Annotated in this window: 18 protein-coding genes; 6 read left to right on the plus strand and 12 right to left on the minus strand. The window is 75.2% G+C overall.

Annotation, left to right across the window (positions count from 1 at the left end):
* Window positions 1–335 precede the first annotated feature (335 nt).
* The 3 genes from FHR78_RS15095 to FHR78_RS06330 form a co-directional block, all read right to left on the minus strand.
* Window positions 336–1,949 carry a sensor histidine kinase gene (locus FHR78_RS15095; RefSeq protein ID WP_347878074.1) on the minus strand — a complete coding sequence of 538 codons (1,614 nt, stop codon included), beginning with the start codon at window positions 1,947–1,949 and terminating at the stop codon, window positions 336–338.
* A complete protein-coding gene (locus tag FHR78_RS06325) occupies window positions 1,942–2,619 on the minus strand; it encodes a response regulator (RefSeq protein ID WP_166759566.1) in 678 nt (225 codons plus the stop codon). Before FHR78_RS06325 ends, FHR78_RS15095 begins: the two co-directional genes overlap by 8 nt.
* 106 nt (window positions 2,620–2,725) lie before the next feature.
* Complete coding sequence (locus FHR78_RS06330) at window positions 2,726–3,478, minus strand: SDR family NAD(P)-dependent oxidoreductase (protein WP_166759567.1); 753 nt, start codon at window positions 3,476–3,478, stop codon at window positions 2,726–2,728.
* Window positions 3,479–3,620: 142 nt separating this feature from the next.
* Between FHR78_RS06330 and FHR78_RS06335 the strand changes: the two genes are divergently transcribed.
* From FHR78_RS06335 to FHR78_RS06350, 4 genes are all read left to right on the plus strand, one after another.
* Window positions 3,621–4,085: a MarR family winged helix-turn-helix transcriptional regulator gene (locus tag FHR78_RS06335; RefSeq protein ID WP_166759568.1), complete on the plus strand. Its 465-nt coding sequence runs from the start codon at window positions 3,621–3,623 to the stop codon at window positions 4,083–4,085.
* Window positions 4,082–5,470 (plus strand): MFS transporter, encoded by a 1,389-nt coding sequence (locus FHR78_RS06340; RefSeq protein WP_166759569.1) that lies wholly within the window; start codon window positions 4,082–4,084, stop codon window positions 5,468–5,470. Before FHR78_RS06335 ends, FHR78_RS06340 begins: the two co-directional genes overlap by 4 nt.
* Before the next feature lie 150 nt (window positions 5,471–5,620).
* A complete protein-coding gene (locus FHR78_RS06345) occupies window positions 5,621–6,367 on the plus strand; it encodes a hypothetical protein (protein ID WP_166759570.1) in 747 nt (248 codons plus the stop codon).
* Between the two features lie 374 nt (window positions 6,368–6,741).
* Complete coding sequence (locus FHR78_RS06350) at window positions 6,742–7,650, plus strand: endo alpha-1,4 polygalactosaminidase (RefSeq protein WP_166759571.1); 909 nt, start codon at window positions 6,742–6,744, stop codon at window positions 7,648–7,650.
* An 87-nt stretch (window positions 7,651–7,737) separates the two neighbouring features.
* On the opposite strand, the gene FHR78_RS06355 is transcribed toward FHR78_RS06350, so the two are convergent.
* The 3 genes from FHR78_RS06355 to FHR78_RS06365 are packed head-to-tail and all read right to left on the minus strand — an operon-like array spanning window position 7,738 to window position 11,254.
* Complete coding sequence (locus FHR78_RS06355) at window positions 7,738–8,583, minus strand: transglutaminase N-terminal domain-containing protein (protein WP_166759572.1); 846 nt, start codon at window positions 8,581–8,583, stop codon at window positions 7,738–7,740.
* Window positions 8,580–9,509, minus strand: a complete 930-nt coding sequence (locus FHR78_RS06360; RefSeq protein ID WP_166759573.1) for an alpha-E domain-containing protein — start codon at window positions 9,507–9,509, stop codon at window positions 8,580–8,582. The genes FHR78_RS06355 and FHR78_RS06360 overlap by 4 nt, the downstream gene beginning before the upstream one ends.
* On the minus strand, window positions 9,503–11,254 hold the full coding sequence (locus tag FHR78_RS06365) for a circularly permuted type 2 ATP-grasp protein (protein WP_166759574.1): 1,752 nt from the start codon (window positions 11,252–11,254) through the stop codon (window positions 9,503–9,505). Before FHR78_RS06365 ends, FHR78_RS06360 begins: the two co-directional genes overlap by 7 nt.
* A 204-nt stretch (window positions 11,255–11,458) precedes the next feature.
* On the opposite strand from FHR78_RS06365, the gene FHR78_RS06370 reads away from it, so the two are divergent.
* Window positions 11,459–11,671 carry a hypothetical protein gene (locus FHR78_RS06370; protein WP_166758515.1) on the plus strand — a complete coding sequence of 71 codons (213 nt, stop codon included), beginning with the start codon at window positions 11,459–11,461 and terminating at the stop codon, window positions 11,669–11,671.
* Window positions 11,672–11,739: 68 nt separating this feature from the next.
* Here FHR78_RS06370 and FHR78_RS06375 read toward each other — a convergent pair whose 3' ends face one another.
* The 4 genes from FHR78_RS06375 to FHR78_RS06390 form a co-directional block, all read right to left on the minus strand.
* Window positions 11,740–12,318, minus strand: coding sequence for a hypothetical protein (locus tag FHR78_RS06375; protein ID WP_166759575.1), 579 nt, complete (start codon window positions 12,316–12,318; stop codon window positions 11,740–11,742).
* A gap of 27 nt (window positions 12,319–12,345) precedes the next feature.
* Entirely contained in the window at window positions 12,346–12,966 is a 621-nt protein-coding gene (locus FHR78_RS06380; protein ID WP_166759576.1) for a CDP-alcohol phosphatidyltransferase family protein, read from the minus strand.
* 111 nt (window positions 12,967–13,077) lie between these two features.
* A complete protein-coding gene (locus tag FHR78_RS15585) occupies window positions 13,078–14,241 on the minus strand; it encodes a septum formation family protein (protein ID WP_166759577.1) in 1,164 nt (387 codons plus the stop codon).
* 206 nt (window positions 14,242–14,447) lie between these two features.
* Window positions 14,448–15,533, minus strand: a complete 1,086-nt coding sequence (locus FHR78_RS06390; RefSeq protein ID WP_166759578.1) for an alkene reductase — start codon at window positions 15,531–15,533, stop codon at window positions 14,448–14,450.
* A 192-nt stretch (window positions 15,534–15,725) separates the two neighbouring features.
* On the opposite strand from FHR78_RS06390, the gene FHR78_RS15590 reads away from it, so the two are divergent.
* Window positions 15,726–17,915, plus strand: coding sequence for an acyltransferase family protein (locus FHR78_RS15590; protein ID WP_166759579.1), 2,190 nt, complete (start codon window positions 15,726–15,728; stop codon window positions 17,913–17,915).
* Window positions 17,916–17,924: 9 nt separating this feature from the next.
* Here the strand turns inward: FHR78_RS15590 and FHR78_RS06400 are convergent, their stop codons facing one another.
* Together FHR78_RS06400 and FHR78_RS06405 are read right to left on the minus strand one after the other, a co-directional pair.
* Complete coding sequence (locus FHR78_RS06400; protein ID WP_166759580.1) at window positions 17,925–18,833, minus strand: NAD(P)-dependent oxidoreductase; 909 nt, start codon at window positions 18,831–18,833, stop codon at window positions 17,925–17,927.
* A gap of 235 nt (window positions 18,834–19,068) precedes the next feature.
* A complete protein-coding gene (locus FHR78_RS06405) occupies window positions 19,069–19,833 on the minus strand; it encodes a lysophospholipid acyltransferase family protein (RefSeq protein WP_166759581.1) in 765 nt (254 codons plus the stop codon).
* Window positions 19,834–20,037 lie beyond the last annotated feature (204 nt).

The raw sequence follows: 20,037 nt of genomic DNA on the forward strand, positions 1-20,037 counted from the left end.
GGACGATGCACCCCGTCGTTTCGGGGTGCATCGTCCACTTCGGGGTGCGCGGGACGGGAGGAGGCGCGGCGGCGGAGAGGAGGGCCGCGGCGGCGGGCCGGCGGGAGAATAACGCGCAGCGCTGCCGCGCGCGGGCCCGGCGGCGGCGAGGACCGGACGGAACACCCCGAAGTGGACCATGCACCCCGTCGTTTCGGGGTGCATCGTCCACTTCGGGGTGCGGCGGGACGGGAGGAGGCGCGGCGGCGGGACGGCGAGGGCCGGCGGGCAGCAGGAGAAGGCGCGGCGGCGGGCCGCAGGGACGGCGGGCAGCAGGAGGGGGCGCGGAGCGCGGGTCAGCCGGCGTCGGCGGGGAGGTCGACCACGAAGCGCGCCCCGCCGAGGGGCGCGGTGCCGACCCGCACCGTCCCGCCGTGCACCCGCACGATCTCGGCGACGATCGCGAGGCCGAGGCCGCTGCCCCCGGCGTCGCGGTCGCGCGCCTCGTCGAGCCTGACGAACCGGTCGAAGACGCGCGCGCGGTCGACCTCGGCCACCCCGGAGCCGTCGTCGTCGACGGTGAGCACGGCACGGCCCTCGGCGGTCTCGACCAGCCCGACGGCGACCGTCGTGCGGGCGTGCCGCGACGCGTTGGCGACGAGGTTCCGCACGACCTGGCCGAGCAGTCCCGCGTCGCCCCGCACCCGGGCCGGGCCGACCGCGGTGGCGTCGACGGTCACGCCGGCGGTCTCGCGCAGACGCGCCGCCTCCGTGAGGACGAGGTCGTCGAGGTCGACGGGGCGGCGGGTCACCCCGAGCGCTCCCTCGTCGGCGCGGGCCAGCACGAGCAGGCCCTGGACGAGGCCGGTGAGGCGCGCCTCCTCGCCGAGGACGGTGCCGGCCAGGGCCCGCCCGTCGATGCTGCCGGGGTGCAGCAGCGCCACCTCCGCGTGCTGCCGGATCGTCGCGAGCGGCGTCTTGAGCTCGTGCGAGGCGTCGCCGACGAACCGCCGCTGGGCGGTCGCCGACGCGTCGAGCCGGTCGAGCATCCCGTTGAGGGTCGCCGCGAGGCGTGACACCTCGTCGCCGCCGCCCGGGTCGGCGAGACGGTGCGACAGGTTCGCCGCGGTGACCTCGGCCACCTCGCGCCGCATCGACTCGACCGGTCGCAGGGCGCGCCCGACCACGAACCAGGTCGTCACCCCCAGCACCAGGAGCGCCACGGGCACGGCCACGCCGAGCGTGAGCAGGCTGGCCGAGGAGGCGGCCTGCGCCTCGTCGAGGGAGCGCACGGCCACGACCTGCCACCTCGTCGTCACGGTCTCGACCTCGTCCGCGGACGTCGCGTCGTCGTCGGACGAGGAGGCGTCGGCCGAGTCGTCGGACGCACCGTCGGCCGGATCGTCGGCCGAGTCGTCGGACGCGTCGTCGGACGTGTCGTCGTCGCCCCCGCCCGACGAGCCGCCACCGCGGCCACCCGAGTCGTCGCCGGTCGCGTCGTCGTCGCCGCCCGAGGCCGAGGCCGACGCCGAGGGAGCAGGGCTCGGCGTGGTCGTCGCGACCGACTCCGCGTCGTCCGTCTCGACGACGAAGTCGTCGCCGTCGAGCGAGACCCGGCTGCCCGCGGCCGCCCCGGCGAGCTCGCGGGCGTGGCCGGCCAGGTCGTCGTCGCCTCCGGCGGCGACGAGCGAGCCGGCGGCGTCGAAGACGGCGACGAGCGACCCGTCGGCCTCGCCCGCAACCGCCACGGCCGGCGTCGAGCCGCCGGCGAGGGCCGCGACCGCTCGGTCGACGTCGGCGGAGGCCGCCGACCGTGGGGCGTCGGCGAGCACCGCCTGCTGCACCAGGGCGAAGACGAGGGCGAACACCCCGAGTGTGAGGGCGACCGCGACGACGGCGGCCGCGGTGATGCGGACCCGCAGCGAGCCGCGGCGACCCCGGGGGCGGACACGACCGGCGTCGTCAGCCACCCCGCGCCTCCAGCCGGTAGCCCGCCCCGCGCAGGGTCACGATCGCCTCGCGGCCGAAGGGCCGGTCGACCTTGTTGCGCAGGTGCCGCACGTACACCTCGACGATGTTGGGGTCGCCCTCGAAGTCGTCGTTCCAGACGCCGTCGAGCACCTCGCGCTTCGTCACGACGCTGCCGGCCCGCCGCATCAGGAACTCGAGCACCGCGAACTCGCGGCTCGTCAGCTCGATCGCCTGGTCGCCCCGGCGGACGTCGCGCGACGCGGGGTCGAGCCGCAGGTCGCCGGCCTCGAGCACGACGGGACGCTCGCGGGCCCCGCGGCGGACGAGCGCACGGAGGCGCGCCAACAGCACCGCGAACGAGAACGGCTTGGTGAGGTAGTCGTCCGCGCCGGTGTCGAGGGCCTCGACCTGGTCCCACTCGCCGTCCTTGGCCGTGAGCATGATGACCGGCGTCCAGTCGCCTCCTTCGCGCATCGCCCGGCAGACGGCGTAGCCGCTCATGCCGGGCAGCATGATGTCGAGCACGACCACGTCGTAGCTGCCCTCGCGGGTGCGCCAGAGGGCGTCGACGCCGTCGCCCGCCACGTCGACGGCCATGCCCTCGGCCTCGAGCCCGACGCGGAGCCCCTCGGCCAGGGTCGGCTGATCCTCGACGACGAGCACGCGCACGGCAGCCCCTTCCCTGCGCGCACCCTGCCCGCGAGCCCATCCTGGCGCGGGCGCGCTGAAGCGGGGCTGAAGCGCGGGACGGAGTGCGGGGCGCGGCGCAGCCGCCTTAGTGCGCCGAGTAGCCGCCGTCGACGAGGTGGTAGCTGCCCGAGATGAACGACGCCTCGGGGCTGAGCAGGAACAGCACGAGCGCCGCGACCTCGGAGTCGGTGCCGAGGCGGCCGGAGGCGTGCTGCCCCTCGAGGTAGTGCAGCTCGTCGGTCGACATCGACGAGCGCACCAGCGGGGTGTCGATGAACCCGGGGCCGACGGCGTTCGTGCGCACGCCCTGCGAGGTGTACTCGAGCGCCGCGACCTTGGTCAGGCCGATGAGGGCGTGCTTGCTCGTCACGTAGGCCGCGTTCTTCGCGATGCCCACCGAGCCGAGCACCGAGGCCATGTTGACGACGGCTCCGCCGCCGGCCTCCACCATCGCGGGCAGCTGGAACTTCAGGCCGTAGAAGACGCCGTCGAGGTCGACCGAGCGGACCCTGTCCCACGCGGCGATGTCGTAGTCGCCGATGGTCTGCGGCGCGGCGCCGATGCCGGCGTTGTTGACGGCGAGGTGCAGGGCTCCGTAGGTGTCCTTCGCGAAGGCGACGGCCGCCTCCGAGTCCTGCCAGGTCGCGGTGTTCTGCTCGAAGGCCGCCGCGGTGCCGCCGGCCGCCGTGATCTCGTCCACGACGGACTGCGCCGCGTCGAGCACGATGTCGGTCACGACGACCGACGCCCCGTCGGCGGCGAGCTGGCGCGAGATCTCGGCGCCGATGCCGCTCCCGCCGCCGGTGACGATCGCGGTCTTGTCGCTGAACCTGCTCATGGTGTGCCTCTTCCTGTGCGTCGTGGGGTGCTCCTCGTCGAGCCGCCCTCGACCATACGCCCGCATGCACCCACCAGCAACACCTGTCGCACATCGCGGAGATCATTTACTTAGGCGAGCTAAATGTCCATACTGGGAGGCGATGACCGACACCGCACCTCCCGCCCCTGCCCCCGTCCGGCGCACGGTGGCGCACGCCCAGCTCGCGACCGACGTGCGCGGCTCGGTGCTCCGCCTCGCCCGCCGCCTGCGCCAGCAGAAGGCCGACGTCGAGGTGTCGGACGCCCAGATGGCCGCGCTCGGCTACGTCTTCCAGGAGCAGCCGCTCACCATCGGCGCGCTGACCGAGCACGAGGGCGTCACTCCCCCGTCGATGAACCGCACGGTCGGCAAGCTCGTCGACGCCGGCCTGCTCAGCCGCCGGGTCGACGACGACGACCGTCGCCGCGTCGTGCTCGAGACCACGGAGGCGGGCGCCGCCTTCGTGTTCGAGACCCGACGCCGCCGCGACGAGTGGCTGGTGCCGCGGCTGGCCGCGCTCACCGCCGACGAGCGACGCACCCTGGCCGAGGCCACCGGCATCCTGCGGAAGCTGACCCGCTCGTGAGCGCCATGTTCCGCTCGCTCGGCCTCTACAACTACCGGCTCTGGTTCGGCGGCGCGCTCGTCTCGAACACCGGCACGTGGATGCAGGCCACCGCACAGGACTGGCTGGTGCTCACGCACCTCACCGACCACGACGCCACGGCCGTCGGCATCACGATGGCCCTGCAGTTCGCCCCGCCCATCCTGCTCGTGCCGATCACGGGGCTGATCGCCGACCGCTTCGACCGGCGCCGCATGCTCATGGTCACGCAGGGCACCATGGCGCTGCTCGGCCTGGCGCTCGGCCTGCTCGTGCTCACCGACGTCGCGCAGCTGTGGATGGTGTGGGTCTTCGCGCTCCTGCTCGGCACCGTCAACGCGATCGACGCCCCGATCCGGCAGAGCTTCGTCTCGGAGCTCGTGCCCCCGGGCCACCTCTCGAACGCCGTCTCGCTGAACTCGGCCTCGTTCAACGGCGCGCGCCTCCTCGGCCCTGCCGTCGCCGGCGTGCTCATCGCGAGCGTCGGCACCGGCTGGGTGTTCCTGATCAACGCGGCGTCGTTCGCGGCGGTGCTGCTGTCGCTGCGCTTCATCCGTGTCTCGCAGCTGCAGCACAAGCCGCCGGTGTCGCGGGCGAAGGGGCAGATCCGCGAGGGGTTCCGCTACGTCAGGGGCCGCCCCGACCTGCTCGTCGTCTTCACGATGATCTTCGTCATCGGCACCTTCGGGCTGAACTTCCCGATCTTCACCTCGACCATGGCGAGCGTCGAGTTCGGCGTCGACGCGAGCGGCTTCGGCCTGCTGTCGTCGTGCATCGCGGTCGGCTCGCTCACGGGGGCCCTGCTCTCGGCGCGACGGGAGCGCCCGCGCATGCGGGTGCTGGTGCTGGCCGCCGCCTCCTTCGGGGTCACCTGCACCGTCGCCGCCCTCATGCCCAGCTACTGGACCTTCGCCGCCGTGCTCGTCGCCGTCGGGCTGTCGTCGATCACGCTGATGACCACGGCCAACAGCACCGTGCAGCTGTCGACCACGCCCGAGATGCGCGGGCGCGTCATGGCGCTGTACATGGCGATCTTCACCGGGGGCACGCCGCTCGGCGCCCCCGTCGTCGGCTGGGTGGCCGACACGGCCGGGCCGCGCTGGGCGATCGGCGTCGGCGCCGCCGCCGGCTTCGTCGCCGCGGGCGTGGCGGTGGTGTGGCTCGTGCGGCGGCAGCACCTGCGGGTGCGCCGGGTCGCGCCCGTCGCGGCCTCCGCCGACGCCGGGGTCGTGCGCCGGATCGCCCCGCGGCTCGTGCCGCACTTCGCCGTCGAGCACGACGGCGACGGGGGCCGGCCGGCTCGCGCGCGACGCGACGAGGCCGCGGCCGTGCTCGCCGCCGACGAGGCGGCGTCGCGCACCTCCTGACCCCGCCGTCGTCCGCTGGGCGCAGAGGGGTACCGCGGTCGCCCGCGGCGGCGTACAGTCCGCCCATGACGAGTCCTCGGGCCTGATCCGGCTCGGTGCGGCCTCGTCGTGAGAGGTCCCGTCATGGGCAGGTCGGCAGCATGCGGGTGGGTGGCGGTCGCCACGACCACCGCAGGAGGCGCGCTCGGCGTGGCCGCGATCGCCCGCCTCTCCGACACGGGCGCCGCCGACGGCGTCCTCCCCTCGTTCGGCATCGACGCCGACCGTCTCGACGCGGGCCCCTTCGACATCGTCGCCGTGGCGCTCTGGCTGCTCGCGGTCGCGCTGCTCGTCGCCGGCCTCGTCGTGCTGCTCGTCGGCATCGCGGACCGCGAGCTGGGCGCCCTGCCCGAGCCGGGCGCCGCGGAGGCCGTGGAGGCCGCGGGCGTCTCGGACACGTCGATCGCCTCGGGCGTCTCGGACGAGGAGGCGCTGGTCGCCACCTCGACGCCGGGACCGTGGGCGCTCGGGCCGGCGGGCGCCTCCTTGACCGCCGCTCGGGCCACCGCGCACCGGCACGCCGCCGTCGCACAGGCCGCCGCCCAGCGGCACGCGGCCACCGCACAGGCCGCGGCGCAGCGGCACGCGGCGTCGGCCCGCCGGGCCTCGTCGGCGGCGACCCGTCGCGCCGGGGAGCACGCGCGAGCAGTGCAGCACGCCGCCGCGACGTCGCTCGCGGCCGCGGTGACACGCTCCGCCGCCGCACGGGCGGGCGCGGACACCGCCGCCGACCCGACCCGGCCCGCCGTGGGCGAGACGCCCGCCTCACGCCCGGTCGCCGCGACGCCCGTCGGCGCCGACCTGCCCGCGGACGCCCTCGCGACGGCCGCGACCTCCGCGCCGGCGCCCCGGGGCTGACGCCCGGCCCCATCCTCGAGTCCGAGCCTGCGCCTCCGGCGGACCGCGCTCACGGTTCTGGGACGAGCTGACGCGGGGCCCCGCGCTACCTCGTCCCGGAAGCGGCAGATCACGCCGGTCGGTGCCCCGACGCCGCCGCCCCGCGCCCCGGCATCCCGGGGCTGACGCCCGTCCTCGAGTCCGAGCCTGCGCCTCCGGCGGACCGCGCTCACCGTTCTGGGACATCCTGACGCGGGGCCCCGCGCTACCTCGTCCCCGAAGCGGCAGCTCAGCCGGCCGGCGGCCCGGCGGCCCGGCGGCCCGGCGCCCTGCGGCACCCCCGCCCGCGGCACCCCGCCCGCGACCCCGCCTCCCCCGTGACCTAGGCTCGCCCCATGCACGAACGACGCCTCCGACCCCGCCGACCCCGAGCCGCCGCCGCCGCGCTCGCCACGGCCGCGCTGGTCGTCGGCGCCCTCGCGGGCTGCGCCGCCGCCGCGCCGGCGGACGACACGGCCGGGGCCGCCGCGGGAGCCGGGGCGGACACCGCCGCGACCGTCCCCGGCGACGCGGGCACCGCCTCCGGCGCGACCCTCTGGCCCGCCGGCGCGGGCTTCGACTACCAGCTCGGCGGCGCCTCCCCCGTGCCCGACGGCGTCACGGTCGTCGCGCGCGACAGCACCGACGAGCCCGCCGGCTCCGGCTTCGACATCTGCTACGTCAACGGGTTCCAGACCCAGCCGGGCGCGGTCTGGCCCGACGAGCTGCTCGTGCACCGCTCCTCCGGCGAGCTGCTCGTTGACCCCGGCTGGCCCGACGAGCACCTCTTCGACGTCTCGACGCCGGAGAACAGGGAGGCGCTGGCCGAGCTGCAGGAACCGGTGATGGAGGGCTGCGCCACGGCCGGCTTCGACGCGGTGGAGTTCGACAACCTCGACTCGTACAGCCGCTCCGAGGGCGCGCTCGACCTCGACGACGCCGTCGCCTTCGCCACGCTGCTCGTGCAGCGCACCCACGACGCGGGCCTGGCCGCGGGCCAGAAGAACACCGCCGAGCTGGAGGCGCGGGGCCGCGACGAGATCGGCTTCGACTTCGCCGTCACCGAGGAGTGCGACCGCTGGGACGAGTGCTCGACCTTCACCGACGTCTACGGCGACCACGTGCTCGACGTCGAGTACTCGGACGACCTGCGCGGCTCGTTCGACGACGTGTGCGCCCGGGCGGACACCCCGGCGAGCACGATCCTGCGCGACCGCGACCTGGTGCCCGCCGACGACGACGGCTACGAGTACGAGCGCTGCTGAGACGCGGCCTCGGCAAACGGCACCCGCAGGGCGGCCACGCCGCGGCACGAGGACGCCACGCGGCCCCGGCGAGCGGCCGCCGTGCCGCTACGCCTCGCGCGTGATCTCGACGGTCACGAACAGCGACGACGTGCCCGACCCCGCGTACACCCCGCGCAGCGGCGGCACGTCGCGGTAGTCGCGCCCGTGGCCGACGACCACGTGCCGCTCGCCGATGTCGATGAGGTTCGTCGGGTCCCAGCCGTGCCAGGCGCCGCAGAACCACTCGATCCACGCGTGCGACTCGCCGGTCACGGTCTCGCGCAGCTCGGCGGACGGCTTCGGGTGCAGGTACCCGCTGACGTACCGGGCCGGGATGCCCGCCGCGCGCAGCGCCCCCACGGTCACGTGCGCGATGTCCTGGCAGACGCCGGCGCGCGCGGCCCAGCTCTCGGCGGCCGTGGTCTTCACGTTGGTGACGCCGGGCAGGTAGCGCACCGCGCCTCCCACCTGCTCGCAGATCGCCATCGCGGCGGCGCACGGCGTGCCCGTCGCCCCGCGTGCCTCGAGCGCCAGGTCGACGAGGTCGGCGGGCGGGGCCGTCAGCGGGGTCTGCTCGAGGTGCTCGACGAACTGGGCGGTGGCGCCGGCGACGCGGGCGAGGTCGTCCCAGCCGGTGGTCGTCTCGGGGTGCAGCACCGGTCGCACCTCGACCGTCGAGGTCGCCGTCAGCGACAGCTGCCGGTGCGGCAGCAGCACCTCGAAGGCCGAGACCCGCGTGCCCCAGTAGTCGACGTACTCGTGGGTGCCGGCCGCGGGGTCGACGCGCAGGTGCGACGAGAGCACGAACTGCCCCTCGGCGTGCGCGGGCAGCATGCGCGCCTCGTTGTAGCTCGCCACCGCCTCGCCCGCGTACGAGAAGCCGGTGTGGTGCCGGATGCGCAGGCGGCTCACGAGCGCTCGCCCACCCAGGTCGGGGCCGCGCTGGTCGGGAAGTACCGCTGGCGGATCGCCTCCGAGGCCGCGCTCGTCGCCGCCTGGACGGCGTCCATCTGCGCGGGCAGGTCGTCGAGGATCTCGCCGATCGGCGTGAACTCGAGCTCGCTGCGCATCTGCCCGAGGATGCGCACGCCCCCGTCGGTCGCGATGACGCGCCCGTTCGACGGCTCGACCTCGCGCAGGCAGGCCTCGGCGCGGCTGACCGCGAACATCACGCTGCGCGGGAACAACCGGTCGAGCAGCAGGAACTCCGCCGCGTTGCGCGCGCTCGGCACGCCCCGGTAGGTGCGCAGGTACGCCTCGTACGCGCCGCACGAGCGGAGGATCGTCGTCCACGACGGGCCCGACGCCTCGGTCAGCGTGCGCGTCGCGAGCAGCCGCGCCGTCATGTCGGCGCGCTCGATCGACCGGCCGAGGGTGAAGAACTGCCAGACCTCGTCGCGGCTCGTCGCGCTCTCGATGATGCCCACGGCGAGCGCGCTGCGCTCCCGCACCCAGGCGAAGAACTCGTGCACCTTGTCGCCGGCCACCTTGCGCGGCATCCGGGCGCGGGTGGTGTTGAGGCACTCCCACAGCTCGGTCGAGACGATCTCGCGGGCCCGCCGGGCGTTCTCGCGGGCCGCGCCGAGCGAGTAGGCGATCGAGGCCGGGTCGTGCCGGTCGACGGCCAGCCGCGAGAGCACGTCGCCGCGGGTGAGCGCCACGTCGGAGGCGGCCTCGCTGCCCATCACCGAGAGCAGGCTGCGGCAGGCGGTGTCCTCGTCGATCCACGGGTCCTCGAGCAGCAGCTGCAGGTGCACGTCGAGGATGCGCGCCGTCCCGTCCGACCGTTCGATGTACCGACCGATCCAGAAGAGGCTCTCGGCGATGCGGCTCAGCATGGTCGTCCTTCGGTCGTGGTCGTGCGCGTGCTCGGCGTCGAGGGCGCAGGAGGCGCGAGGCCGTCCCGCAGGCCGGCACCCGCCTCCTGCGTCCCCGCCTCCCGGCGGTCGCGCTGCTGCTGTTGCTGGGCCTGCTGGTCGTTGCGGGGGTCGTCCTGCGGGGCGTGGTCGGGCGTGTGGTCCGCGGCGGCGGCGGCCTCGGGCGTGATCACGGGGATCGACTGCGTCGGCGTCGTCTGCTCGGCGATCAGGGCGCTCACGTCGTGCCCTGCCCAGGCCGCCACGTCGCCGCCGACGATCCAGGTGTCCTTCGACCCGCCTCCCTGGCTGCTGTTGACGACGAGCTGCCCCTCGGGCAGCGCGACGCGGGTGAGGCCGCCGGGCAGCACCCAGACGTCGTCGCCGTCGTGCACGGCGAAGGGCCTCAGGTCGGCGTGCCGGGGCTGCAGGCCGTCGTCGACGAGCGTCGGGATGGTGCTCAGCTGCACGACGGGCTGCGCGATCCAGCCGCGCGGGTCGCGCTGCAGGCGGGTGCGCAGCTCGTCGAGCTCGCGCCGGCTCGCGGCCGGCCCGACGACGAGGCCCTTGCCGCCCGAGCCGTCGACCGGCTTGACGACCAGCTCGTCGAGGCGGTCGAGCACCTCCTCGAGGGCGCCGGGATCCTCGAGGCGCCAGGTCCGCACGTTCGGGAGCAGCGCCTCCTCGCCCAGGTAGTACCGGATCAGCTCGGGCAGGTACGTGTAGACGAGCTTGTCGTCGGCGACGCCGTTGCCGACCGCGTTCGCGATCGTGACCGTGCCGAGGCGGGCGGCCATGAGCAGGCCGGGCGAGCCGAGCACCGAGTCGGCGCGGAACTGCAGCGGGTCGAGGAACTCGTCGTCGACCCGGCGGTAGATCACGTCGACCCGCTCGGGCCCGCCCGTCGTGCGCATGAACACGCGGCCGCCCGAGCAGTAGAGGTCGCGGCCCTCGACGAGCTCGACGCCCATCAGCCGCGCGAGCAGCGTGTGCTCGTAGTACGCCGAGTTGAACACCCCGGGTGTCAGCACGACCACCGTGGGCTCGTCGACCCCGGACGGCGCGCTCTTCTTGAGGGCCGCGAGGAGGCGGGCGGGATAGTCGCCCACGGGGCGCACCTTCATCGAGACGAACAGCTCGGGCAGCGTCTGTGCCATCACCCGCCGGTTCGAGATCACGTAGCTGACGCCGCTCGGCACCCGCACGTTGTCCTCGAGCACGCACCAGGCGCCCGCCTCGTCGCGGATCAGGTCGATGCCGCTGACCTGGATGCGCACGCCGTTGGCCGGGTCGATGCCCGCGGCCTGCCGGTGGAAGTGGCTCGAGCTCGTGACGAGGCCCGCGGGGATCACGCCGTCGGCGACCGCCCGCTGCGGGCCGTACACGTCGGCGAGGAACGCCTCGAGCGCCTTGACGCGCTGCTTCACGCCCTTCTCCACGGCCTGCCACTCGGCGTGCTCGATCACGCGGGGCACCGCGTCGAGGGGGAACGGGCGCTCCTCGCCGGCGAAGTCGAACGTGACGCCCTGGGCGAGGTACGAGTCGGCGAGGGCGGCGGTGCGGCCGCGCAGGTCGTCCTGCGTCATGCCCTCGAGGGTCGCGTGGATCTCCTGGTACGCCCGCCGCACGCCGCCGTCGGCACGGTCGAACATCTCGTCCCAGGCGGGCGCCGCCGACGACCCCCGGGCCGCGCTGCCGGTGGCGTAGCGGTCGAAGAGGTCTGCCATGGCTCGACGGTAGCGACGGGGTGTTGCGACGGTGTTTCCGCGGGGTTGCGGGCGCGGTCGGGGTGGTCGGGCGGGGCCGGGAGGACCGGGCCGGGCGCAGGGCCGTCCGGGGCGCACTCGGCGGGTTCATCCGCTCGGGCGAGCCGCGGCACAGGCGTGAGGACTACCGTCGACGGCACACGTCAACGTTCCCCAGGAGGACCCATGAGTTTCCGCCTCGTGCTCATCGCCATCATCGCCTTCGTGGCCTACACCTTCGGCGCCAAGGCCGGACACGGCCGCTACAAGCAGATCGCGGGCTACGCCGGCTCGTTCTGGAACGACCCGCAGGTGAAGAAGGCGCGCAAGAGCGCCAAGAAGAACGTCGCCACGGCCCGCAAGGCCGCGATCAAGAAGGCCAAGAAGGCCTCGCGCTGATCTGAGCGCCCGTCGACGAGGCCCGTCCCGCTGAGCGGGGCGGGCCTCGTCGCGTGTGCGGCACCGGGTCAGCGCCCGCGCTGCCCCGCCCAGCGGTCGAGGTGCTCGAAGACGCCCGCCTGCGCGGCGAGCGACCCGCGCCAGTCGTCGCCGAGCGTGAGGCCGTGGTCGGCCCCGGGCACGGTGACGACCTCGGCCCGCGTCTCGAGCCCGTCGGGCTGCCAGGACGGGTCGGCGTCGCCCGCCACCACGAGGTGCTCGGTCGCGGCCCCGCGCAGGGCCGCCCGGACGGCGGGGTCCGCGCTGAGCGGCGTCAGCCACGCCCCGGGCAGGCCCTCGCGGAGCGCCCACGGCAGGGCGAGCGTGCCGAGCGACTTGGCCACGACGACGCACGGGCCGGACGCCCCGGCTGCGCGGGCGGCCTCGCGGGCCGCGACCACCTCCTCCTCGATCAGGGGCACGTGGTCGCCCTCGCCCGAACGCGCGTCGAACGACCAGGTGACCGCCTCGACGTGCCAGCCGCGGGCCCCGAGCAGGGCCGCCGCCCAGGCGAGCAGCGGGGCGGCCACGGTGTAGCCCGCCCCCGGCAGCAGCAGGGCGACGGGCGAGCCGGGCTCACGGGCGGCGGCGAGGGTGCGCGACGACATGGCCCGAGCCTAGGAGGCGCGGGTCGGTCAGGCCGCGGGGCTGCGGCGAGTGCGCCAGCGGCGGGCGAGGTCACGGCCGTAGAGGACCGCCGCGACGTAGTGGCCGACGAGCCCCAGCAGCAGCACGAAGTAACTGACGAGGGCGAGCAGCTGGCCCAGCACGTCGAGGTCGTCGTTCGTGCCCCGCCACTGGCTGGTGAACGCCCGCCCGACCAGCAGCATCAGCAGCCCGACGAAGATCAGCGCCGTCCGCACCTTGCCGATGCGGGTCACCGGGAACGACGCTCCCCCGAACCCGATCAGCGCGACGAGGCTGAGCACGACGTCGGGCAGCAGGATCAGCAGGAACACCGGAAGGCTGAGCAGCCCGCCCAGCCAGAAGGCGAGCACGACGACGATGACCGTGAGCCGGTCGGCCACCGGGTCGAGCCAGGCGCCGAGCTCGGACGTGGTGTGGGTGCGCCGCGCGACGAAGCCGTCGACGAAGTCGGTGAGGAACACCACGGCGATGACGGCCATCGACCACCAGTACCGCTCGCCGACGATGAAGACGACGAAGACCGGCAGCAGCAGGAGGCGCACGGCCGTGATCGCGTTCGGCACCGTCCGCCACTCGTCGGTGCGGAAGAGGCGGTCGACGAGCTGCACGGGGGCTCCTGGGGTCACGGGGCGGGGCGGCGACGATCGGGTTCGACGGTCTCGACGATCCTAGGCGGCGAGGCGGCGGGACCCGTCAGCGGGACCGATCGGCGGGACCCGTCAGTAGCCGTAGCCCTCGAGGGTGCCGGGCGAGGTGTCGCCCTCGATCCACGCGTAGCAGAGGACGTTCCGCTCGCCCTCGGCCCAGCCGTCGACGGTGGGCTGCAGGTAGGCGAACTCGACGATCGAGTCGGCGTAGGGCAGGCCGACGAACGACTCGAACTCGGTCGTGCAGGCGCCCTCGGCGAAGGCGGCGAGGGCGTCGTCGCCGGGCCACTCGGGCTGGGTCGCGGGGACGAGCGCGAAGGTCTCGAACTCGTGCTCGTCGTCGCACGACTGCAGGTGGACGGCGCCGATGACGCCCTGGCCTTCTCCGTCGCCCGGGGCGAAGGCGAAGCAGTCGCCGTCGACCAGGTCTTCGGGGAACGTGTCGGGCTCGGCGTCGGGAACGGCCGGGGCCGGCGCGGACGGCGCGGCGCGGCCGGGGTCGTCGGCACCGCTGCCCGTGCCGGTGCCCGTGCCGGGCGACGCCGACGCGAGCTCGGCGGCGGAGTGCGCGAGGCCGACCGCGACGGTGGTGCCGCCCGCGAGCACGAGCAGGCCCGCGGCGACGAGGCCGCCGATCAGCAGGCCCCGGCGGCGACGCGGCTGCGGCGCGGGCGGCGCCTGCCACTCGGGGGCGAGGGCCATCGGCGCGGCGCCGGGTGCCGACGCGGCGTAGGCCGCCGGTGCGGCGTAGGCCGCCGGTGCGGCGTAGGCCGCCGGTGCGGCGTAGGCCGCGGGCGCGGCGTACGGCGCGGGCGCCGGGGCGCCGAAGGCGGCCGGGCCGGGGATGGCGGGAGGAGCGGAGCGGGAGGTGCGCGTGAACGCGGCGTCCGCCTCCTGCGGCCCGATCGCCTCGACCCAGCGCCAGACCGAGGCGACGACGGCGGTGGCGACGACGGGCGCGTCGGCCTGCACCGGCACGGCCAGCGACTCGCGACGTCGGTCGCCCGGCGGGGTCTCGCCGCCCTCGTCGGCCCAGAGGCCGGCGACGAACCACGCGGCCCCGTCGTCGGCGAGGTCGAGGAACGCCCGGTGCCCGAGGCGCACGCGGACGGCGCCGCGCGGCTCGACCGAGTACGGCGACGGCAGCACGACGACCTCGGCGCCGCTCAGCTCGTGGCGCAACAGGCCGGCGAGGCGTTCGAGCTCGGCGGGGGTGGGGGTGATCGACGGCGACACGGGCTGCTCCTGACGGCGGGCAGGGCGAGCCCGTCGGGAGGATCGTATCCCGCACCGCCGACCTCGCACAGACCTCGATCGGGGGCGGACGCACGACGGCGTGCGACCTGCGTGAGCAGGACGCACGCCGTGGGCGTGACCGGTCGTGCAGCCCGGGTCGAGGGCTCAGGAGGCGCGGGTCGGCAGGCGCCGACCGGCGCCCCGGCTCAGCGCGAGACGGACTCGAGCGTCGGGTAGTCGGTGTAGCCGGTGGCGCCGTCCGCGTAGAAGGTGGCGGGGTTCGGCTCGTTCAGCTCGGCCTCGCGCTCCCAGCGGGCGACGAGGTCGGGGTTCGCGATGGCCAGGCGGCCCACGGCGACGGCGTCGGCGTGGCCGTTGCCGACCAGGTCCTTCGCCTCGGCCAGGTCGGTGACCGTGCCGAAGCCGCTGTTGAGCACGACGGCCTGGCCGAAGCGACGGCGCAGACGCTGCACCAGCTCGCCGCGCGGGTCGGCGTGCAGCACGCTCATGTAGGCGAGGCCGAGCGGGGCGAGGCCGTCCATCAGCGCGTCGTAGGTCGCGGTGACGTCGTCGACGTCGGTCTCGACGACGTCCTGGATGTTGTGCATCGGCGAGATGCGGATGCCGACGCGGCCGGCGCCGATCGCGGCGGACACGGCCTCGGCGACCTCGATGCCGAGGCGGGCGCGGGCGGCGGGGCTGCCGCCGTACTCGTCGGTGCGGACGTTCGAGACGGGCGAGAGGAACTCGTGCAGCAGGTAGCCGTTGGCGCTGTGCAGCTCGACCCCGTCGAGGCCGGCCTCGAGGACGGCGCGCTTCGAGGCGGTGACGAAGTCCTGCACGGTCTGGCGCACCTCCTCGGTGGTCAGGGCGTGCGGCACCGGGTAGTCGGCCTTGCCGGACGGCACGTGCACCTGGCCGTCGATGGCGACGGCGCTCGGGCCGACGATGCGGTCGGTGCCGGTGACGTCGGTGTGCGAGACGCGACCTGCGTGCATCACCTGCATGACGATGGTGCCGCCCTTCGCGTGCACCTCGTCGGCGACGCGCTTCCAGCCCGCGACCTGCTCGTCGGTGACGATGCCGGGCTGGCCGGTGTAGCCCTTGCCCTCCTGCGTGGGGTAGGTGCCCTCGGTCACGATCATGCCGAGGGTCGCGCGCTGGCCGTAGTGCTCGACGACGACGTCGCCGGGCACGTCGCCCTCGCCGGCACGGGTGCGGGTCAGCGGAGCCATGGTGATGCGGTTCGAGAGCACGAGGTCGCCGAAGACGGCGGAGGAGAACAGGTCCACGAAGGTCCTTCCGGTGGTGGGGAGGGGGTCTTGAAGTCGGGCGACGGCCGACGATAGCCGGGTCGCCTCCGGGGCCAAGACGATCGGCCCCTCGGACATTCCTCAGGCCGGCCACCCGCGGCGGATGCACGGTCATCCATATGTCACGTATGTATGCTGGGTGGATCGATGGACGAGACCCGGAGGTGATCCGTGCGACCTGCACCTCGCTCCCCGTCGCCGCCCCCGAACGCCGCCCCGCGGTCGGAACGCACCCGCCACGACGTCCAGGCCCTCCGCGTCGTCGCCGTCGTGGCCGTCGTGCTCGAGCACGTGCTGCAGCGGCCCGCCGGCGGGTTCGTCGGCGTCGACGTGTTCTTCGTCATCTCCGGGTTCCTCATCACCGGCCACCTGCTCGCCGAGGCCGACGCGACGGGCCGGATCGCGCTCGTCTCGTTCGTCCGCCGACGCGTGCGGCGTCTCGGCCCCGCCGCCGTGGTCGTCCTCGCCGGGAGCGTCCTCGTCGGCTGGGCCGTGCTGCCCGGCGGTCGCCGGGCGTCGACGGTCGTCGACGCGGCGTGGGCCGTGCTGCTCGCGGCGAACGCCCGCTTCGTCGAGCAGGGCACCGGCTACTTCGACGCCGACACGCCTCCGTCGCCGCTGCAGCACTTCTGGTCGCTCGCCGTCGAGGAGCAGTTCTACCTCGTGCTCCCGTCGGTCCTGACGCTCCTCCTGGTCGCCCTGGTCGCCCGGGGCCTGCAGGGCCAGCTGCGTCGCTGGGCCGCCGCGGTGCTGTCCGTCGTCGTGGCCGGCTCGTTCGCGTGGGCCCTCGTGCAGACGGCGTCGTCGCCCGGCAGCGCGTACTTCTCGACCTCCACCCGAGCGTGGGAGCTCGGCGTGGGCGCCCTGCTGGCCGCAGCCCTGCCGACGGCTCCGAGGCTGCCCGACCTCCTGCGTCGCACGCTGGGCTGGCTCGGCATGGCCGTGATCGTCGCCTCGGCGATCGTGCTCGACCCCGCGACGCCGTTCCCGGCGCCCGGGGCCCTGCTCCCCGTGGCCGGTGCCGCCCTCGTGATCGCGACGAGCGTCCCGGGGTCGCGCACGGGCGTGGCCCGGCTGGGTCTCGGCCCGGGTGCGGCGGTGGCCGCCGCCTCCTACTCGATCTACCTCTGGCACTTCCCCGTGCTGGTGCTGGCCTCGGCCGCCCTCCCCTCCGTGCACGGCACCGGGCTCGCGGCGACCGTGCTGGGCCTCACGGCCGTGCTCGCGACCGGGTCGTACCTGCTCGTCGAGCAACCCGTGCTCCGGTCGCCGTGGCTCGACGACCGCCCGACGCCGAGGACGACCCGTGCGGAGGGGTGGCGCGAGTGGCGACGGCTCCACGCGCGCCGGTACCGGAACGGCGGGCTGACCGCCCTCGTGGCGATCTCGCTGGGCCTGCTGCCCTTCGCCCTCGCCCAGCGCGCGGTCGCGCCGCTCCCTCCCGTGGCTGCCCTGACCGACCAGGCAGCGCAGGTCGACGACCCCGCGCTCGCGACCCCCGAGCGCGCCGCCCTCCGCGCCGAGGTCGAGTCGGCCCTGGCGCTCTCGACGTGGCCGGCCCTGAGCCCGAGCCTCGACGACCTGCTCGCCGCGAACAGGGCCTACGACGCGTCGGTCGATCCGCGGCAGAAGCGGCTGCTCGACTGCGCGAGCCCGGGCGGCAACCGGCCGAGCCGCGCCGACTGCACGGTCGGCGCGCCCGACGCGGCGCACCGGGCGGTGCTCGTGGGCGACTCGACGGCCGGCTTCTCGTTCCCCACCTGGGCGGCCGTCGCCGAGACGTCGACCACCTGGTCGGTCGAGGACGCGGCCCGCTCCGCGTGCCCCTACGTCGACCTCGAGATCGACCTCGGCGAGGACATCGCCCCCTGCCGAGAGCACGTGCGGCAGGTGCAGCAGCGCCTCCTGGCCGACCCGCCCGACCGCCTGCTGGTCACCAACACCTACGCGTGGGTCCGCGACGGCGGCGGAGCGGACGTCTCGGGCGCGCAGTGGCGCGCGCACCTGCTGCCCCTGCTCGAGCCCCTCGCGGCCGCCGGGACGCAGGTCGTCATCGTCGCCCCGCCGCCGAGCTCCGCCAACGTCAAGGAGTGCTACACGAGGACCAGCACGCCCTCCGACTGCGTCAGCACCACGCCGGGGCACTACCGCGAGCGGGCCGCGGCCGACGAGCAGGTCGCCGAGCAGCTGGGGGGCGTCTACGTCGCGACCGAGTCGCTGTGGTGCCTCGACGCCCGGTGTCCCGCCTTCATCGGCACGACGCCCACCAAGTTCGACTTCGCGCACCTCACCCTCGCCATGGCGATCAAGGTCGCACCGGCGTTCCGCGAGGTGCTCTCGGCGGCCGGCGTCGAGCTGTAGCCGCGGCGGTCAGTCGGTGAACGCCGTGCGGACCGCCGCGACGTCGTCGCCGCCGTGCCCGCGCTCGGCCGCCGTGCCGTACAGGCCGGCGAGGGCGGTCAGCAGCGAGGTGTCGAACCCGGTGCCGTCGGCGGCCTCGTGCATGAGCGCCAGGTCCTTGCGGAGGCCGTCGAGCGCGAACTGCGCCGGGTACTCCCCCGCGATCATCGTCGCGCCCTTGAGGTGCGCGTAGGGGGTGTCGGACTGACCGCCCTCGATCGCGTCGAGGAACAGCTGCGGGTCGAGCCCGAGCGACTGCGCCAGCGAGATCGACTGGGCGGTCGCGGCCGTCACGGAGGCGATCCAGGCGTTGGCGGCGAGCTTCAGGGCCGTGCCCTGGCCGACCGTGTCGCCGGCCGCGATCGTCTTCGCGCCCATCGCGTCGAGCACGGGCCGCGCACGGGCGAGCAGGTCGGCGTCGCCGGCGGCGAGCATGACGAGCGCCCCGGTCTCGGCGGGCTTCTTCGTGCCGAGCATCATCGCCTCGACGAGGGGGACGCCGCGCTCGGCGGCCAGGTCGACCACGCGGGCGGTGTCGGCGGCGCCGATCGTGCTGGCCTGGACCCAGACCGGCCCGGCCTCGCCGGTCTCGCTCGCCTCGCCGGTCTCGGTCCGCTCGCCGGTGTCGCTCCCTGCGCCGGTCTCGGTCGCCTCGCGCAGGACGCTCAGCACGGCCTCGCCGTCGAAGAGCACCGTGACGACGACCTCGGCCCCGGCGACGGCCTCGCGGGCGGTGTCGGCGACGGTCGCCCCGTCGTCGGCGAGCGGCTCGGCCTTGGCCCGGGTGCGGTTCCACGCCGTGACGTCGTGTCCCTCGCGCAGCAGCGTCCGGACGACGCCCTGCCCCATGATCCCCGTGCCGAGTACCGCGACCTTCATGCGCCTGCTCCTTGTCGGCGGCCGGGCGTCTCGCCGGGCCGCGTCGTCGTGTGGGCGGCCTCCGGGCCGCCGCGGTCGACCGTACGCCGCGTCGCGGTGGACGTGCCCGACGGCCGTCGCGACCGTCGCCGGGACGCGGGACGCGCCTCCTCGGCTGCCCCTAGGCCCGTGGACGCGAGCATCCGGCGGGAGCCGAGGCGCGCCTCCTCGACGAGCGCAGGAGGCGCGGGCCGGGTCAGTCGACCTCGCCCGTGCCGAGGGGGTCGCGTCGGATCGCCCGCCGGACCCGCGCGACGACGGAGGGCGCGGGCGGCTCGTTGTAGGCGCCCGCCTGCTCCTGCCCGCTGAGGCGCTGGATCGCGGCCATGACCTCGTCGGTCGCGTGACGACGCGCGCGGCCCGACGTGGCCTCGCCGTGGTGCGACAGGTCGATCGGCTCGCCGAACTCGACCGTGAAGCGACGGAGGCGCGGGACGGTCGTGCCGGCCGGCTGCAGCTCCTGCGTGCCGGTCAGCGCCACGGGGACGACGGGTGCGCCGCTCGTGAGCGCCAGCCAGGCGACCCCGGTGCGGCCGCGGTACAGGCGGCCGTCGAGCGAGCGGGTGCCCTCGGGGTAGATCGCGAAGGCGTGCCCCTCTGTGAGGCGGCCGAGGCCCAGGTCGAGGGCCTGCTGGGCCGCGGCCCCCGCCCCGCGCTCGACGCCGATCGCGCCGATGCCCGAGAAGAACGCGCGACGGAGCCGGCCCTTCACGCCGGTGCCGGTGAAGTACGCGTTCTTGGCGAGGAACGAGACCTCGCGGGGAGCCATCAGCGTGATGACGACGCTGTCCATGAACGAGAGGTGGTTGCTGGCGAGGATGACGGCTCCCCGACGGGGGACGTTGCGGCGACCGACGACCTTCGGGCGCCAGAGCAGCCGGACGAGGGGCACGAGCGCGGCACGGCTGAGGGAGGTGAGCACGCCTCCACTGTGCCGGACGGTGCATGCCGGGGCGGGCATGCGGGGCGGGCGGGGGTGCTTGGTGGGCGCGCGGGGTGCGTGGTGGGCGGGCGCGCGGGGGTGCGGGGTGAGCGCGTGTGCGGGGCTGGCCCCCGGGGTTGTCCTGGTCTGCGGGGTGGCCCCCGCGGAGGCTCGACGGGTGCCCCCTGCGGGTGCCGGACGGGTGAGCGGCGACGCGGTCCGGCTCGCCCGGGACCGCCCGTT

The sequence above is a fragment of the Frigoribacterium faeni genome, from assembly GCF_011761235.1.
Taxonomy (GTDB): Bacteria; Actinomycetota; Actinomycetes; order Actinomycetales; family Microbacteriaceae; genus Frigoribacterium; species Frigoribacterium faeni_A.